This window comes from Pseudomonas sp. AP42, assembly GCF_001728935.1.
GTDB lineage: Bacteria > Pseudomonadota > Gammaproteobacteria > Pseudomonadales > Pseudomonadaceae > Aquipseudomonas > Aquipseudomonas lactis.
The window spans coordinates 1-2,462 of record NZ_LYSO01000211.1 but is presented as its reverse complement, the minus strand read 5'-3'; the positions used below and the strand labels follow the sequence as shown (position 1 = coordinate 2,462).

The 2,462-nt window shown below is 60.6% G+C and carries 2 protein-coding genes; both read right to left on the bottom strand.

Annotation, left to right across the window (positions count from 1 at the left end):
• Positions 1-138: 138 nt before the first annotated feature.
• Positions 139-1,551, bottom strand: a complete 1,413-nt coding sequence (locus A7K61_RS30525; protein ID WP_044272099.1) for an amino acid permease — start codon at positions 1,549-1,551, stop codon at positions 139-141.
• Between the two features lie 318 nt (positions 1,552-1,869).
• Positions 1,870-2,217, bottom strand: a complete 348-nt coding sequence (locus A7K61_RS33285) for a hypothetical protein (protein WP_069559019.1) — start codon at positions 2,215-2,217, stop codon at positions 1,870-1,872.
• Positions 2,218-2,462: the final 245 nt, after the last annotated feature.

The window sequence follows — 2,462 nt, the reverse complement described above, 5'->3', positions numbered from 1 at the left end:
GTACCCGGTTCAACTGTGTTGACTGGCAGGCCGTCTTCGCAGGCAAGCCAGCTCCCACATGTGGACCGCGGCGCGTCAGCTAGATCAGCTCCAGCTGTCAGGCCTTCGCGGGAGCAAGCTCAGGAGGCCAGGCCGGCATCAGCCAGCGGAACGCACCGCCGCATCGCTCGGCTGCAACTTGAACGCGTAATACAACACGGTCAACAGCACCAGAAACGCAGGCCCTACATACAGCGCCACACGGGTCTCGGGGAAGTACGCCATCAGGCCCACCACCAGCACCAGGAACGCCAGCGCCAGGTAGGAGCTGACCGGGTACAACCACATGCGGTACTTGAGGCCCGCTTGCTCGGCCGGGCTCAGGCCTTTGCGGAATTTGAGCTGGGCCAGCAGAATCATCAGCCAGGTCCAGATCGCACCGAAGGTGGCGATGGAGGTCACCCACACGAACACCTGGTCCGGCACCAGGTAGTTGAGCAGTACGCCCAGCAACAAGGCAAAGATCGACAACAGCAACGCCTTGCGTGGCACGCCGTTACTGGAGGTGGTGCCGAACGTCGCCGGCGCCTGGCCGTTCTGCGCCAGGCTGTAGAGCATGCGCCCGGTGCTGAAGATGCCGCCGTTGCAGGACGACAACGCGGCGGTGATCACCACGAAGTTGATAATGCCCGCAGCGGTCTTGATGCCCAGGCGCTCGAAGGTCATCACAAACGGGCTGCCCTGGGTGCCGATTTCATTCCACGGGTAGATCGACAGGATCACGAACAACGCCCCCACATAGAACAGCAGGATGCGCCAGAACACCGAGCCGATAGCGCTGGGAATGGTCTTCTGCGGGTTGCGCGCTTCACCAGCGGTGAGGCCGATCATCTCCACGCCCAGGTAGGCGAACATCACCATCTGCAACGACATCAACACGCCCTGCACACCGTTGGGCATGAAGCCGCCGTGGGTCCACAGGTTGGAAATGCCCAGTGCCACGCCGTCATTGCCGAAGCCGAAGGCGATGATGCCCACGCCACCGATCACCATCGCAATGATGGTGACGATCTTGATCAACGCGAACCAGAACTCGAACTCACCGAACGCCTTGACTGCGATGAGGTTGATGGTGCCCATGCTGATCAGCGCCGCCAGGGCCCAGATCCAGCGTGGCGTGTCGGGGAACCACACGCCCATGTACACCGCCACGGCGGTGATTTCCGCGACGCAAGTTACCAGCCACAGGAACCAGTAGTTCCAACCGGTGAGAAAGCCTGCCAGGGGGCCCAGGTAGTCCTGGGCATAACGACTGAACGAACCGGCTACGGGGTTGTGCACCGCCATTTCACCGAGGGCGCGCATGATCACCAGGATCGCCAGGCCGCCAATGATGTACGAGAGCATGATGGCCGGGCCGGCCATTTCGATCGCCTTGGCCGAGCCGAGAAACAGGCCGACACCGATACAGGCGCCCAAGGCCATCAAGCGAATGTGGCGCTCGCCCAGTTCACGTTTGAGCGGGCCGCCTTGAGCGGTCTCGCCAGGGGGCAGTGGTTTGCCAACAGGCATAGGGATACAACCTCATTTTGTTATTGGATTTAGCCACCGAGTCTCAGGCGTATCAGCGGGTGGGCTCATACACCGGCCGGACCGGGCCTGCCTCGTGGGCAAACCCGCCTGGCGCAAATGCGCGGCCAGGACAGCGGGGCGTGCAGTATAAAAAGCTACCGATAGGGCTTTTCACTCAATAAACGGCAAAATTTGGCGATAAGCCCCGGAAAAATCGGCTTCGACGGATGGGCTTCCCGCCGTCTAGACCGGCCCTGCCAGGGCAAAACGGCGCAGAGTATTACATAACTTTAAAAAGCCAGGCTTATCCAGCGCGCCTCAGTCCACGCTGAAAAACAGGCGCCGGGCCAGGCGTCGGGAAATGCTCGCGCGCTCGATTTCCAGGGTTTGTCGCACGCGCCCGGTCTGGCCGGTGCGGATGCGCGTAAACGCCTGCGCTTCCAACTCGGCCAGAGATTGGTAAGCCAGCGTGCCGTCGCTGTCGTTGGGAGTGCCGATGTAGATCAGGCCGGCTCGCCATATGCCGGTACCCAGGTGCTGGTCCAAATAACCCTGGGCGCTGTCTTGCGCAACCACTCGCAATGAGGGCGGCTCGCGAAACAGGGTTTCGATTTGCTCGAGGGTGGTTTGGCAGGGTGAGTCCAAGTAGGTCTCGGAGCGGGTCATGAGGGGCTCGATATGCGATTAAATCGCAGACACTACTGGCTGGCGCAAGACCGGTGGCTGTAAACAGTTAGCTCTACGGGAGATGTGCCAGGCGCTAATTTTGTGGGCAGTACACGACCACTGTGGGCTTGCTAGCGATAGCCATAGGTATCTACACAACACTAACCACGATGCGAAGCGAGTCGCTCTTGATCTGCTTTTGATCTGCTTTTGATCTGCTTTTGATCTTGATCTCAGGCGCCCCG